A 13,500-nucleotide genomic window follows, 5' to 3' on the forward strand; every position below is an offset into this window, starting at 1 on the left:
AACCCACGCACCGGCCGGCGTCCGATATCCGGACACTGGGCGTTGCGTCCGGTGAAGCAGAGCAAAGGCGGAGAGGGACCCGCCCGACCCGACCGCCTGACCACCACGGCCCGGCACGTCCGTGCCGGACAGAGGAGTACGCGTGACACCCGAGGAGATCCTGGCCGCTGACCGGGCGCACGTCTGGCACCCGTACGCCGCGCTGCCGCCGGCCAACCCGCCGTACGTGGTGCGCGGCGCCGAGGGGGTACGGCTCACCCTGGCCGACGGGCGGGAGCTGGTGGACGGGATGTCGTCCTGGTGGGCGGCGATCCACGGGTACCGGCACCCGGTGCTGGACGCGGCGGTGACCGACCAGCTCGGCCGGATGAGCCACGTGATGTTCGGCGGGCTCACCCACGAGCCGGCGGTGCAACTGGCCCGGACGCTGGTCGAGCTGACCCCGGACGGCCTGGAGCACGTGTTCCTGGCCGACTCCGGCTCGGTCAGCGTCGAGGTGGCGGTGAAGATGTGCCTGCAGTACCAGCGGGCCGTCGGGCGGCCGCAGCGGCGCCGGCTCGCGACCTGGCGGGGCGGCTACCACGGCGACACGTTCCACCCGATGAGCGTCTGCGACCCGGAGGGCGGGATGCACCACCTGTGGGGCGACGTGCTTCCCCGGCAGGTGTTCGCCCCGGTGCCGCCGGGCGGCTTCACCGACCCGCCCGACGACGCGTACGTGGCGGCGCTGGTGGAGACGGTCGAGCGGCACGCCGACGAGCTGGCCGCCGTGATCGTCGAGCCCGTCGTGCAGGGCGCCGGCGGGATGCGCTTTCACCACCCGGGTTACCTGCGGGTGCTGCGCGAGGTGACCCGAGCGCACGGGATCCTGCTGATCTTCGACGAGATCGCCACCGGGTTCGGCCGTACCGGCGAGATGTTCGCCGCCGAGCACGCCGCTGTGACGCCGGACGTGCTCTGCGTGGGCAAGGCGCTGACCGGCGGGTACCTGACCCTCGCGGCGACAGTGTGCACCGCGGAGGTCGCCCGGGGCATCTCGGCGACCGGCGTGCTGGCGCACGGGCCCACCTTCATGGGCAACCCGTTGGCCTGTGCGGTGGCGAACGCCTCGATCGGGCTGCTGCGGGCCGGAGACTGGGCCGGCCAGGTCGCCAGGGTCGGCGCCGGCCTGCGCGCCGGTCTGGAGCCCCTGCGCGGTACGCCGGGCGTGGCCGACGTACGGGTCCTCGGCGCGATCGGCGTGGTCCAGCTCGATCACGAGGTCGACCTCGGCGCCGCGACCGCGGCCGCTGTCGCCCAGGGGGTGTGGCTGCGTCCGTTCCGCGACCTGATCTACACGATGCCGCCGTACGTCACCGACGACGTCGACCTGGCCCGGATCGCGACCGGGGTGGCGGCGGCGGTGGCGGCTGGCTGAGTCGGCCCGGCCACCGGGTCGACGGGTTACCCGGGCGGGTCAGCCGTCCGGACGAGAAGAGGGGAACACTCCGATGGAGAGCTTCGGTACCCGGCTGCACCGGGCGATCACCGAGCGGGGCCCACTCTGTGTGGGCATCGACCCGCATCCCGGTCTGCTGGCCCAGTGGAGCCTCCCGGACGACGTTCAGGGGCTCGACCGGTTCAGCCGCACAGTGGTCGAGGCACTCGGTGACCGGGTTGCGGTAGTCAAGCCTCAGTCGGCCTTTTTCGAGCGGTTCGGGTCCCGAGGTGTGGCGATTCTTGAGTCAACTATCCGACAGTTACGAGATGCCGGCTCGCTCGTTCTGCTCGACGTCAAGCGCGGCGACATCGGCTCGACGGTGAGCGCGTACGCCTCCGCGTACCTTGATCCATCCAGTCCCGTGTATGTCGATGCGGTCACCGCGAGCCCCTACCTCGGGGTCGGTTCGCTGGCGCCGATGTTCGAGCTGGCCGCCGAGCACGGCGGCGGGGTGTTCGTGCTGGCTCTCACCTCCAACCCCGAGGGCGCGGCCGTGCAGCGGGCCGTCACGGCCGACGGCCGCACCGTGGCGCAAACCGTGGTCGACGAGATTTCCCAGCTCAACAGGGGTGCGTCCCCGCTCGGGAGCTTCGGTCTGGTGGTCGGCGCGACCATCGGTGACACCGGTCACGACCTCTCCGGTGTGGGCGGCCCACTGCTCGCTCCGGGGCTCGGCGCGCAGGGTGCCGGCGCTGCCGATCTGCGTACCGTCTTCGGTTCGAGCCTCGCCTCGGTGCTCCCGTCGTACTCCCGGGAAGTGCTCTCGGCAGGCCCTGATGTGGCCGCGCTGCGGGCCGCCGCCGACCGCGTGTTGGTCGACTGCCGGGCCGTTCTGCCTGCCCGGTGACTGACTGACGGGTCGGTCACTCTACGGTGATCATGCGGCCCCCACGTTGCCGAAAGCTCCGTTGGCCGCTAGTTTTCCCCGCGCTGGGAACCACGGACCCCTTGGTTCACAGCGACACCACGTTTCACAGATGCGGCGGTGCGCCCCGCCCGCCGCGATAGGGACCTGAGGAGAACTGGTGCCGCTCCCGTCACTGACCCCCGAACAACGCGCTGCCGCGCTCGAGAAGGCCGCGGAGATCCGCAAGGCCCGTGCTCAGCTGAAGGAGCAGCTCAAGCAGGGCAAGACCACCCTCGGTGCCGTCCTCGAGCGGGCCGAGAGCGACGACGTCGTTGGCAAGCTCAAGGTGTCGGCCGTCCTGCAGGCCATGCCGGGCATCGGCAAGATCCGGGCTACCCAGATCATGGAGAAGCTCAAGATCGCCGACAGCCGTCGCCTGCGTGGCCTCGGCGAGCAGCAGCGCAAGGCACTGCTTGGAGAGTTCGCCGCCAACTGAACCTGGCAGCGTGTAGAAACAAGCAGTGAGCACGGATGACGAGGCGCGCCCGGCGGCTCGGCTCACTGTCCTGGCTGGACCTTCGGGTTCCGGCAGGGAGAGTGTCGTCGAGCTCGTCCGGGCGCGTTCTCCGTCCGTGTGGGTCCCGGTTGCGGCAACCACCAGGCCGCGCCGGGAGTCGGAGACCGACGGGGTGGACCGCGTCTTCCTCGCCCCCGCTGAGTTCGATCGGCGGATCGTCGACGGCGAGCTGCTGGAGTGGTCCCGGATCGGTGCGCACCGCCGGGGCACCCCGTACCCGCCGCTGCGCGCCCGGCTCGACGCCGGGCAGCCGGTGCTGCTCCCGCTCGACCTGCGCGGCGTCCCACTGGTCCGGGCGCGACTGCCCGACGCCCGGCTGGTGTTGCTGAGCCCACCCGGGTACGCGCCCGACGCCACGGTGGCCGCCACCGTCGAGCACGCGCTGACCCACGACCACACCGAACGGGTGGTCGAGGAGCTGGTAGGCTTACTCGGTTCTTCTTATCCGGATCCGGCCTGGTCGCGCGTGCGTGGCTGACGGCCGGCCGCCGTTGAGACTCAGCACCGCGTCCGCGCGGCTCGAAAGACGCAGAGGTTAATTCGTGGGATCCATCGCCAACCCCGAAGGCATCACCAACCCGCCGATCGACGAGCTCCTCGAGAAGACGACGTCGAAGTACGCGCTGGTCATCTTCGCAGCCAAGCGCGCGCGCCAGGTCAACGCCTACTACAGCCAGCTCGGTGAGGGTCTGCTGGAGTACGTCGGCCCGCTCGTCGAGACCACCCCGCAGGAGAAGCCCCTCTCGATCGCCATGCGCGAGATCAACTCGGGCCTGCTCACCGCCGAGCCGACCGACCAGCCGTAAGCCCCCGCTGGCCGATGTCCGCCTCGATCGTCCTCGGGGTCGGTGGCGGCATCGCCGCCTACAAGGCGTGCGAGCTGCTGCGACTCTTCACCGAATCGGGTCACCGGGTTCGGGTCGTGCCAACCGCGTCGGCGCTCCGCTTCGTTGGAGCGCCGACCTGGGCCGCGCTCTCCGGTCAACCGGTCGCCGACGACGTCTGGACCGACGTCCACGAGGTGCCGCACGTCCGGCTCGGTAAGCAGGCCGACCTGGTGGTGGTCGCGCCGACCACCACCGACCTGCTCGCCAAGGCCGCCCACGGCCTCGCCGACGACCTGCTGACCAACACCCTGCTGACCGCCCGCTGCCCGGTCCTGCTGGCCCCGGCCATGCACACCGAGATGTGGGAGCACCCCGCCACAGTGGCCAACGTCGCCACGTTGCGCTCCCGGGGGGTCCGGGTCATCGAGCCCGCCGTCGGCCGGCTCACCGGCGCCGACACCGGCAAGGGTCGACTGCCGGACCCGGCGGAGATCTTCGCCGTCGCCGGTCGGCTCCTGGCCCGCGGCGACTCCGCCCCCGCCGACCTGGCCGGTCGCCGGGTGGTCGTCACCGCCGGTGGCACCCGCGAGCCCCTCGACCCGGTGCGTTTCCTGGGCAACCGCTCGTCGGGCAAGCAGGGTTACGCGTTCGCCCGCGCGGCGGTCGCCCGGGGTGCCCGGGTCACACTGATCGCGGCCAACGTCGGCCTCGCCGACCCGGCCGGCGTCGACCTGGTCCGGGTGGGCACCACGGCCGAGCTGCGGGAGGCGACCGTCGAGGCCGCCGTCGAGGCCGACGCGGTGGTGATGGCGGCGGCTCCGGCCGATTTCCGGCCCGCGACGTACGCGACTGGCAAAATCAAGAAGTCGGACGACGGTGTCGCACCCACCATCGAGCTCGTCACGAACCCGGACATCGCGGCGGAGCTCGGCCAGCGCAAACGACCAGGACAGGTGCTGGTGGTGTTCGCCGCCGAGACCGGCGATGCCGAGGCCAACGGCCGGGCGAAACTCGCCCGGAAGCGGGCCGACCTGATCGTGGTCAACGAGGTCGGTCCGGACCTGGTCTTCGGCGCCGACACCAACACGGTGACGGTCATCGGCGCGGACGGCTCGGTCAGTCGGCTGCCCGAGCAGGCCAAGGAAGCTGTGGCCGACGCCGTCTGGGATCTCGTCGTGGCGCGGCTGGCCAGCCGCTCCTGACGGGTGGAACAGGGCGCGACCGATCCCGACACCGGCCGCAGTGGTGATTAGACTGCCGCGGAACGACCTCACACGCTTAGGAGTGCCGTGACACGCCGTCTCTTCACGTCCGAATCGGTCACGGAAGGCCACCCGGACAAGATCGCTGACCAGATCAGCGATGGCATCCTCGACGCGCTGCTGGCCGAGGACCCCCACAGCCGCGTGGCGGTGGAGACCATGATCACCACCGGTCAGGTGCACATCGCCGGTGAGGTGACCACCAAGGCGTACGCCGACATCCCGACGATCGTCCGCCGGACCATCCTCGACATCGGCTACGACTCGTCGAAGAAGGGCTTCGACGGCGCATCCTGCGGGGTCAGCGTCTCCATCGGCGCGCAGTCCGAGGACATCGCGCAGGGTGTGGACAACGCCTTCGAGCTGCGCACCGGGGCGTCGGAGAGCGCGCTGGACGCGCAGGGCGCCGGCGACCAGGGCATGATGTTCGGCTTCGCCTGCTCGGAGACGCCCGAGCTGATGCCGCTGCCGATCGCGCTCGCCCACCGGCTGGCCCGCCGCCTCTCGGCGGTGCGCAAGGACGGCACGATCCCCTACCTGCGGCCGGACGGCAAGACCCAGGTCACCATCGAGTACGAGGGGCTGCGCCCGGTCCGGCTGAACACCGTTGTGGTGTCCAGCCAGCACGCCGCGGACATCTCGCTGGACTCGCTGCTCACCCCGGACGTGCGCGACCACGTGATCGCCCCGGAGCTGGAGAGCCTCGGCCTGGACACCGACGGCTACCGACTGCTGGTCAACCCAACCGGCCGGTTCGAGATCGGCGGCCCGATGGGCGACGCCGGGCTGACCGGCCGCAAGATCATCGTCGACACCTACGGCGGGTACGCCCGCCACGGTGGCGGCGCGTTCTCCGGCAAGGACCCGTCCAAGGTGGACCGCTCGGCCGCGTACGCGATGCGCTGGGTTGCCAAGAACGTGGTCGCCGCCGGCCTGGCCGAGCGGTGCGAGGCGCAGGTCGCCTACGCCATCGGCAAGGCGCACCCGGTGAGCCTGTTCATCGAGACGTTCGGCACCGAGACGGTGCCCGTCTCCTCGATCGAGAAGGCCGTCACCGAGGTGTTCGACCTGCGCCCGGCCGCGATCATCCGGGACCTCAACCTGCTCCGCCCGATCTACCAGCAGACGGCCGCGTACGGCCACTTCGGCCGGGAGCTGCCCGACCTCACCTGGGAGAGCACCGACCGGGCCGCCGACCTCAAGTCGGCCGCGGGAGCCTGACCGCCACCAAGCGCAGCGACCGGCGACCCGCGGACTCCTCGCCGGTCGCGCGCGTCTGCGTGGATGTCGGCCTGGCGCACCTGGACCGGCCGTTCGACTACCTGGTGCCGGCGGAGCTGGACGAGGTGGCGGTGCCCGGTACCCGGGTGAAGGTGCGCTTCGCCGGGCAACTCGTCGACGGGTGGTTGCTGTCACGCGCCGACGACTCCGGGCACACCGGCCGCCTCGCGTACCTGGAGAAGGTGGTCTCGCCGGAGCCGGTGCTGGCCCCGGAGGTCGCTCGGCTGGCCCGGGCGGTCGCCGACCGGTACGCGGGCAGCCTCGCCGACGTGCTCCGGCTCGCCGTGCCACCCCGGCACGCCCGGGTGGAGAAGGAGCCCCGCGACGACCAGCCTGCCCCGGCGGCCCCCACCGGGGCGGTCGACCCGCGCGGGTGGCGCGACTACCCGACCGGCCCGGCCCTGTTGCGGGCGCTCACCGACGGCCGGGCGCCCCGCGCGGTCTGGTCGGCGCTGCCCGGTGAGGACTGGGCGGCCCGCTACGCGGACGCGGTGGCGGCCACCGTCGCCGGTGGGCGCGGCGCGGTGGTCGTGGTGCCCGACGCGCGTGACCTCGACCGCCTCGACGCGGCGCTCACCGGCCTGCTCGGCCCTGGGCGACACGTCAGCCTCTCCGCCGCGCTCGGCCCGGCCCGGCGGTACCGGGCCTTCCTCGCCGCTCGCCGTGGCCAGGTGCCGGTGGTGATCGGCACCCGGGCGGCGATGTTCGCCCCGGTGGCCCGGCTCGGCCTCGTCGCCGTCTGGGACGACGGTGACGACCTGCACTCCGAGCCTCGGGCGCCCTACCCGCACGCCCGCGACGTGCTGCTCACCCGCGCCCACCTCGCCGAGGCCGGCGCGCTGATCGGCGGGTACGCCCGGACGGCCGAGGCGCAGCTGCTGGTGGAGACCGGCTGGGCCCCGGAGGTGGTCGCCGACCGGGCCACCGTGCGCGCGCGGATCCCGGCCATCGCGCCGACCGGGGACGACCCGCAACTGGCCCGCGACCCCGGGGCCGCCACCGCCCGGCTGCCCAGCCTGGCCTGGACGGCTGCCCGCGACGCGCTCCGGCAGGACCTGCCGGTGCTGGTGCAGGTGCCCCGACGTGGCTACCTGCCGTCGATCTCCTGCGCCGAGTGCCGCACCCCGGCCCGCTGCGCGCACTGCGCCGGCCCGCTCGCGCTGCCCTCGGCCGGCGGCATTCCGGCCTGCCGGTGGTGCGCCCGGGTGGCGGCCGCGTACGCCTGCCCGGAGTGCGGTGGGCGGCGGCTGCGGGCCGCGGTGACCGGCGCCCGGCGGACCGCCGAGGAGCTGGGCCGGGCGTTCCCCGGTGTGTCGGTGCGCACCTCGGGGCGCGAGGAGGTGTTGACCGACGTGCCCGGCGGCGCGGCCCTGGTGGTCGCCACCCCGGGCGCCGAGCCGGTCGCCGAGGGCGGTTACGGCGCGGTGCTGCTGCTCGACTCGTGGGCCCTGCTGACCCGGGCCGACCTGCGCGCCGGCGAGGAGGCGCTGCGCCGGTGGCTGGCGGCGGCGGCGCTGGCCCGCCCGGCGCCGGCCGGTCGGGTGGTGGTGGTCGCCGACGGCGCGCTCGCCCCCGTGCAGGCGCTGCTGCGCTGGGACGCCGGCTGGTTCGCCGGTCGGGAGCTGGCCGAGCGCCGCGAGTTGGGCTTCCCGCCGGCCGTGCGGATGGCGAGCGTCACCGGAGCGACCGAGGCGGTGGCGGATTTGCTGGCGGCGGCCCGGCTGCCGGACGACGCCGAGGTGCTCGGGCCGGTGCCGGCCGAGGAGGGTCGGGAGCGGATGTTGGTCCGGGTGCCCCGGGCCCGGGCTGCCGCGCTCGCCGAGGCGTTGCACTCGGCCGCCGGCGTTCGGGCCGCTCGCAAGGCCGCTGATCCGGTTCGTCTCCAGGTCGATCCGCTGAGCCTGTTCTGAGGCGTTTCGGCCGGTGCCGACGGTCGCGGACCTCGCCCGCCGCCGGGGGCCCTCGCACACCGCGTCCGGCAAAGCGGTGGCGCCCGAGTGGTAGCATCGCCCGTCATGCCAAGGCGTACGACGGGCTCCAGGTCTCGAGGGGGCGTCAGCCGCGCCGAGCTGGAGCCGTCGCGCGATGGCGCGACGATGGCGGGAGCGCGTCGGTCGGGCGCGAGGTCGATGATGTCAATGAGCCGGTGATCAGGGGTGGACCAGTCGTGACCGTTGGACAATCGATCGTCTTCAACGGCGACCTCGGCAGCGGCAAGAGCACCGTGTCGGTCGAGATCGCCAGGCGGCTCGGCATGCGCCGGGTCAGCGTGGGGGACCTCTACCGGGAGATGGCGCAGCAGCGGCAGATGACCGCGCTGCAGCTCAACCTGCACGCCGAGCTCGACCAGGCCGTCGACGGCTACGTCGACCAGCTCCAGCGGGACATCGCCGCCTCCGGTGAGCCCTTGATCATGGACTCCCGACTGGCCTGGCACTTCTTCACCGACGCGCTCAAGGTGCACATGATCACCGAGCCGGGCGAGGCGGCCCGCCGGGTGCTCGCCCGCCCCTCCGGGCCGGCGGAGAGCTACGCCTCCCTGGAGGAGGCCAAGGCCAAGCTCCGGGAGCGCAGCGCGAGCGAGCGCAGCCGGTTCATCATCCGTTACGGGGTGGACAAGGCCCGGCTGCGCAACTATGACCTGATCTGCGACACCACCCGAGCGTCCGCCGCCGAGGTGATCGAGCACATCGTGGCCGCGTACGAGGGCACGCTCGGTGCCGAGGTGCTGCGCGACGGGCCGCCGCTGCTGCTGCTGGACCCGGCCCGGGTCTACCCGACCGAGGACATCGCCACCCTGCGGGGTCTGTGGGACACCGGCTTCGTCGGTGGGGTGGCCGAGGCCGGCGACGAGGCCCTCGAACCGTTGAGGATCGGGTTCACCGGCGAGTACTTCTTCGTCGTCGACGGTCACCGCCGCCTCAGCGCCGCCCTGCAGAACGGGTTCTCCCTGGTCCCCGCCCAGTTGGTCGCCGAGGTCGACGAGCCGGTAGTGGGTGGGATGACAGCTATCGACTACTTCGCCGCCCAGGTGCGCCCCGGTCTGATCTACGACTGGGAGGCGGCCCACAAGATCCAGCTGCCGCTGCCCGAGCCCGCCCTGCTCCGCGGCGACGCGGTGCTCGCGGGCGACCCGGGCGCCAGCGTCTGAACCCAGCGCGGGGCCGGGCCGACGCGCGCGGTTCGCGCGCCGGCCGGCCACCGAGTCGTACGGCGATCGCCGGTACGGCTCAGCCGAGGACGACGCCCGAGGCGCCGACGCCGGCCATGCCGGAGAAGATGTCCTCGTAGTAGAACCGCCAGGCGCAGACCCGGCCGGTGGTGACGTAGCCGGTACAGGCCGTCGACGTGAAGGTGTCGTCGATGGCGGTGTTGGTGCCGGTCGCCCAGACCTGGAGCGTGTTCGCCGCGTTAACGATCTCGACCGGGCCGCCGCTGTCGCCCTGACCGACGGCGTTGGTGCGGGTGGTGTTCTCCGCCTGGACCTGGCCGCAGACCTGGCCGAAGTTGCGGACGTTGATGCAGAGGTTGCGGGCCTTCACCTGGATCGAGCAGCGGGTGCCGGAGTACGCGCCGGAGGTGCACACCCAGTTGCCGACCTGACTGGCTGACGCGCCGATCACCTGGTTGCTGAACTCACTGACGACGTTGCCGGCCGCGTCGGTGCTGTTGTTGAAGACCCGGCCGCCCGAGCTGCCGGACAGCAGCAGGGTGTCGGTGCCGACGTTGCGGGTGCCGACGATGCCCATCGCCTGCCCGGTCGGGTCGGTTGCGACGTTGTTGATGTTGCCGCAGTGCGCGGCGGAGAGGATCCGCGCCGCTCCGCCCTGGAAGACCCCGAAGCCGGTAGAGCAGCCGCCGCCGGTGGTGGCGTTGCGCCAGGCGGCACCGCCCCACCACGGCGCCGTGTCGTCCCACCGGGTCGCCGGCGCGGCGGCGACCCTGGTCTGCACGGTCACCGGCACGCCGGCCAGCGCGGCCGCGCCGGGTAGCCCGTCCTGGGTGCCGACGAGCAGGCCGGCGCCGTCGGCGCGCGGCCCGACCGTGGTGATCTTGTTGCCGGCCGCGGCCCGCAGCCGGTCCGCCGCGACCATGAGTTCGCGCTGTGAGTACGCGGCGGGCAGCACCTGGGTGGCGACGGTGGCCCGGGCGGTGGCCACCAGGTTGGCGGGCGGCTCACCCTTCCAGTAGACCTGGAGCTGGTGGGTGGTGGGGTCGGCGACGATACCGGCGAAGCCGGAGTTGGCGCTGCGCTGTGCCGCGTTCGTGATCCGGGCGGCGGCGGTGTTCATGCGCTGCTGCAACCGGAGCAGCTCCGACCAGGAGGCGAAGCCGCCGGGGACCGCTGTGCTGTCGACGAAGGATCCGGTGGTGGCGGCCTTGCCGCCCGGTGCGGCGGTGGCCGGGGTGGCTGTCACGCCTGCGGCGAGCAGCGTGAGACCGATCGCGGCGACGGCGACGCGACGCAGCATCGCCACGGGACGCCGGATGGTCGGGTGTGGACGGATCATCGGGTACCTCTTCCCCCAGGGATCGTGGAGCGGGCCGAGCCCGCACCAGGACGGTGGCAGGGGCATCGGCGCCACGGGGCGGATCCTGGACGGGGCTGGACACCGTTGGACACCGCCGAACGGTCCGCAGTGGAACTGTCATACATTGGCAGCCGTCTATCGAGTGGCGCCGGCTCGGAATTAACCTGCCCGTGCGCATCCGGGGGGCCGGATGACCGGGGGTGGGGGTCGCATGTCACACGGGTCTCCCGAACTGGCCCGCGCCGGCACCCAGGCGCAGACACTGCCCGAGTTGGCCGGGTTGCTGCGCCAGCTGCGCCGCCGCGAAGCCCGTCAGCAGGGCGAGACCCTGCTGACGTACCGGCAGTTGGCCGCGAAGACCGGCTGGTCGCGCGGAATCATCGGGGAGTACTTCGCCGGCAACATCCTGCCGCCGCCGGAGCGGTTCGACGCCCTCATCCGGCTGCTCGGGGCCACCCCCGCCGAACAGGGAGTGCTGGCCACCGCGCGGGACCGGGTCGAGGAGCGACGTCGACGCCCCAACCGCGACCACGCCACCACCGGACGGGCGGTGGCGCGGGCCAGGACCGGCGGCCCACGCGCAGGCGCCACGTCTCCCCGGTTCCCGATACCCCGCCAACTGCCACCGGCGCTGCCCGGGTTCGTCGGGCGTGCGGCCCAACTCGCCCAGCTCGACGCCGAATGCGCTCGCGTCGTGGCGCCCGGGGACGACGGCGTGGCGTCGGTCACCGTCATGACGTTGTCCGGGACGGCCGGGGTCGGCAAGACGACCCTCGCCGTCACCTTCGCGCACCGGGTCGCCGATCGCTTCCCGGACGGCCAGCTCTACGTCGACCTGCGCGGATTCGACGCCACCGGAACGGTGGTGACGGCCGCAGAGGCGGTCCGAGGCTTCCTGGAGGCCCTCGAGGTACCGCCCGAACGCATCCCCACCCACCTGCCCGCGCAGGTGGGCCTCTACCGCAGCCTGCTCGCCGGCCGTCGGATGCTGGTGCTGCTGGACAACGCCCGCGACACCGACCAGATCCGGCCCCTGCTGGTCGGCAGCCCGAACTGCCTGGTGCTGGTCACCAGCCGCAACCGGCTCGCCGGCCTGATCGCCGCCGAAGGTGCCCGGCCGATCGGCGTCGACCTGCTCAGCACCGCCGAGGCCTGGCAACTGTTGGCCCGGCGGCTCGGCACGGACCGGTTGGCGGCCGAGCCGCAGGCGGTGGACGAGATCATCGAGCGGTGCGCGCGGCTGCCGCTGGCGCTGGCCGTGCTCGCCGCGAGAGGTGCGGAGAAGCCGACGTTCCCGCTGGCCACCCTCGCGGCCGAACTGCGAGCTTCGCCGCGGCCACTCGAATCGTTCGACGGAGGGGACGCCGGCACCGACGTGCAGGCCGTCTTCTCCTGGTCCTACCGGAGTCTGACCCCGGCGGCGGCCCGTCTGTTCCGGCTCTTCGGCTGCCATCCCGGACCGGACATCGGGTTCGCCGCGGCGGCCAGTCTGGCCGGGCTGCCCCGGGCCCAGGTGCCCCGCCTGCTGGCCGAGCTGGCCCACGCGCACCTCGTCACCGAGCGCGCCCCCGGCCGGTTCGGCGCCCACGACCTGCTCCGGGCGTACGCGGCCGAGCAGGTCGAACGTCTCGAACCGGAGCAGGCCCGGCGGGCCGCGATCCGGCGTGGGCTGGACCACTACCTGCACACCGCGCACGCGGCGGCGCTGCTGCTGCAACCGGGTCGGGACCCGGTCACCCTCACCGCCGCCGCACCGGGCGTGCTGCCCGAGGAGATCACCGACCTCGGTCAGGCGCTCGCCTGGTTCAGCGTCGAGTATCCGGTGCTGCTGGCGGCGGTCGCCCACGCGAGGCGGGCCGGGTTCGACGGCCACGCGTGGCAGCTGGCCTGGACACTGGTGGACTTCCTGCAACGTCGGGGGCGGTGGCCGGACCTGGCCGTGGCCCAGCGGAACGCCCTGGCCGGGGCGCAGCGGGCCGGCGACCGGCCAGGGCAGGCGAACGCCCACCGCGACCTCGCCCGGGTGCTGTCCCGGCTGGGTCGGGTGAACGAGGCGGCGCGGAACTACCGGCAAGCCCTGGTGATCTTCGCGGAGCTGGGTGACCACACCGGGCAGGCGCGCACCCACCGGGCATTCGGCGCGATGCTCGACGGGCTCGGCCGGCACGCCGAGTCGCTGGAACAGAGCGAGCGGGCCCTGGCGCTGTACCGGGCCGCCGGACACGTCGCCGGGGAGGCCAGCGCCCGCAACGCTGTGGGGTGGGCGTACGCCCAGCTCGGCCGGTACGAGCCGGCGCTCGGACACTGCCGGGAGGCGTTGGCGCTGCTGCGGACGACAGGCGACCGGCACGGTGAGGCGAACACCTGGGACAGCCTCGGTTTCATCCACGCCCGGCTGGCTGAGCACCGGGCGGCGATCCGCTGCTTCCAGCGGGCCCTCGGGCTCTACCGGCGGGTCAGCGACCGCTACGACGAGGCGGACACCCTGTCCCGCCTCGGCGAGAGCCGGCAGGCGGTGGGGGACGCGGCCGGCGCCACGCGTACCTGGCGGCGAGCCCTGGGCATCCTCGACGATCTCGGGCACCCGGACGCCGAGCGGGTGCGGGAGCTGTCGGCCGGGGAGCCGGTCGGTGACGCTGGGCACACCGGCGGTGGTTGAGCGAGGTGCGCCGCCCGGCGCCCGGCCGGGCACTC

At 73.3% G+C, this 13,500-nt stretch carries 11 protein-coding genes; 10 read left to right on the plus strand and 1 reads right to left on the minus strand.

The window, feature by feature from the left end:
- Positions 1 to 142 precede the first annotated feature (142 nt).
- From ABZS40_RS24180 to ABZS40_RS24220, 9 genes are all read left to right on the plus strand, one after another.
- On the plus strand, positions 143 to 1,417 hold the full coding sequence (locus ABZS40_RS24180; protein WP_354945681.1) for an adenosylmethionine--8-amino-7-oxononanoate transaminase: 1,275 nt from the start codon (positions 143 to 145) through the stop codon (positions 1,415 to 1,417).
- Between the two features lie 73 nt (positions 1,418 to 1,490).
- Complete coding sequence (pyrF, locus tag ABZS40_RS24185) at positions 1,491 to 2,327, plus strand: orotidine-5'-phosphate decarboxylase (RefSeq protein WP_354945682.1); 837 nt, start codon at positions 1,491 to 1,493, stop codon at positions 2,325 to 2,327.
- Between the two features lie 178 nt (positions 2,328 to 2,505).
- The gene (mihF, locus tag ABZS40_RS24190) at positions 2,506 to 2,823 is read left to right on the plus strand and encodes an integration host factor, actinobacterial type (protein WP_030335662.1); all 318 of its coding nucleotides are present in this window, start codon (positions 2,506 to 2,508) and stop codon (positions 2,821 to 2,823) included.
- 25 nt (positions 2,824 to 2,848) lie between these two features.
- A complete protein-coding gene (locus ABZS40_RS24195; RefSeq protein ID WP_354945683.1) occupies positions 2,849 to 3,382 on the plus strand; it encodes a guanylate kinase in 534 nt (177 codons plus the stop codon).
- 64 nt (positions 3,383 to 3,446) lie between these two features.
- Positions 3,447 to 3,710: a DNA-directed RNA polymerase subunit omega gene (gene rpoZ, locus ABZS40_RS24200; RefSeq protein ID WP_030335666.1), complete on the plus strand. Its 264-nt coding sequence runs from the start codon at positions 3,447 to 3,449 to the stop codon at positions 3,708 to 3,710.
- Positions 3,711 to 3,724: 14 nt separating this feature from the next.
- Positions 3,725 to 4,933 (plus strand): bifunctional phosphopantothenoylcysteine decarboxylase/phosphopantothenate--cysteine ligase CoaBC, encoded by a 1,209-nt coding sequence (gene coaBC, locus ABZS40_RS24205; RefSeq protein ID WP_354945684.1) that lies wholly within the window; start codon positions 3,725 to 3,727, stop codon positions 4,931 to 4,933.
- Between the two features lie 87 nt (positions 4,934 to 5,020).
- The gene (metK, locus tag ABZS40_RS24210) at positions 5,021 to 6,214 is read left to right on the plus strand and encodes a methionine adenosyltransferase (protein ID WP_354945685.1); all 1,194 of its coding nucleotides are present in this window, start codon (positions 5,021 to 5,023) and stop codon (positions 6,212 to 6,214) included.
- 59 nt (positions 6,215 to 6,273) lie between these two features.
- Complete coding sequence (locus tag ABZS40_RS24215; RefSeq protein ID WP_354945686.1) at positions 6,274 to 8,184, plus strand: primosomal protein N'; 1,911 nt, start codon at positions 6,274 to 6,276, stop codon at positions 8,182 to 8,184.
- Between the two features lie 257 nt (positions 8,185 to 8,441).
- Positions 8,442 to 9,425: an AAA family ATPase gene (locus ABZS40_RS24220; RefSeq protein ID WP_354945687.1), complete on the plus strand. Its 984-nt coding sequence runs from the start codon at positions 8,442 to 8,444 to the stop codon at positions 9,423 to 9,425.
- Positions 9,426 to 9,504: 79 nt separating this feature from the next.
- On the opposite strand, the gene ABZS40_RS24225 is transcribed toward ABZS40_RS24220, so the two are convergent.
- Entirely contained in the window at positions 9,505 to 10,785 is a 1,281-nt protein-coding gene (locus ABZS40_RS24225) for a hypothetical protein (protein WP_354945688.1), read from the minus strand.
- Positions 10,786 to 11,017: 232 nt separating this feature from the next.
- Between ABZS40_RS24225 and ABZS40_RS24230 the strand changes: the two genes are divergently transcribed.
- Entirely contained in the window at positions 11,018 to 13,465 is a 2,448-nt protein-coding gene (locus ABZS40_RS24230) for a tetratricopeptide repeat protein (RefSeq protein WP_354945689.1), read from the plus strand.
- Positions 13,466 to 13,500: the final 35 nt, after the last annotated feature.

It is taken from the genome of Micromonospora sp. NPDC005324 (assembly GCF_040607155.1).
Lineage (GTDB): Bacteria > Actinomycetota > Actinomycetes > Mycobacteriales > Micromonosporaceae > Micromonospora > Micromonospora trifolii.

Coding starts and splice junctions, on each gene's coding strand:
- ABZS40_RS24230 (WP_354945689.1), top strand. CDS start 11,018: ATGTCACACGGGTCTCCCGAACTGGCCCGCGCCGGCACCCAGGCGCAG.
- ABZS40_RS24225 (WP_354945688.1), bottom strand. CDS start 10,785: ATGATCCGTCCACACCCGACCATCCGGCGTCCCGTGGCGATGCTGCGT.
- coaBC (WP_354945684.1), top strand. CDS start 3,725: ATGTCCGCCTCGATCGTCCTCGGGGTCGGTGGCGGCATCGCCGCCTAC.
- pyrF (WP_354945682.1), top strand. CDS start 1,491: ATGGAGAGCTTCGGTACCCGGCTGCACCGGGCGATCACCGAGCGGGGC.